At 42.6% G+C, this 385-nt stretch carries 1 pseudogene; it reads right to left on the bottom strand.

Annotated features, from left to right (window positions below):
• Nucleotides 1-95: 95 nt before the first annotated feature.
• Nucleotides 96-385: pseudogene (locus tag UF05_RS02700) on the bottom strand (Crp/Fnr family transcriptional regulator); the annotation flags it as partial.

Genomic DNA, 385 nt, shown 5'->3' with positions numbered 1-385 from the left:
TTACGTTGATCTTATATTAAACCATTTCAAGCGCTTATGAATGACAATCATTTCAATCCCGAATTGAATTATTCGTGCGAATGTATGACCGCTTTTTACGCCTTTTCATCAAGGATCGCTAAGCCATGTACGTTTTTTGCAATGAGTCCTTTACCGATAAAATTTTTGACCTCGCGTGGATAAACACGGCCTGATGTACCAAATCGTTCCGCCGCTTGGTTCACTTTGTCAAAGCCACCAAGCAGCGTATCCGCCTGATTACGGACGAGATGATCATAGGGAATGACGTAAGTGAGGGGATGCAGCAAACGTTTAGTATAGTTATCCATTGAGTCTTGATAGTCTCTTGCCAGTGCAGAGGCAAAAAACACCATCATCTCAGGGT

This window comes from Vibrio sp. S457-15 (genome assembly GCF_000960545.1).
Lineage (GTDB): Bacteria > Pseudomonadota > Gammaproteobacteria > Enterobacterales > Vibrionaceae > Vibrio > Vibrio parahaemolyticus.
Note: the sequence above shows the minus strand (reverse complement) of the source record. Positions and strands in the feature narration are given on the sequence as shown.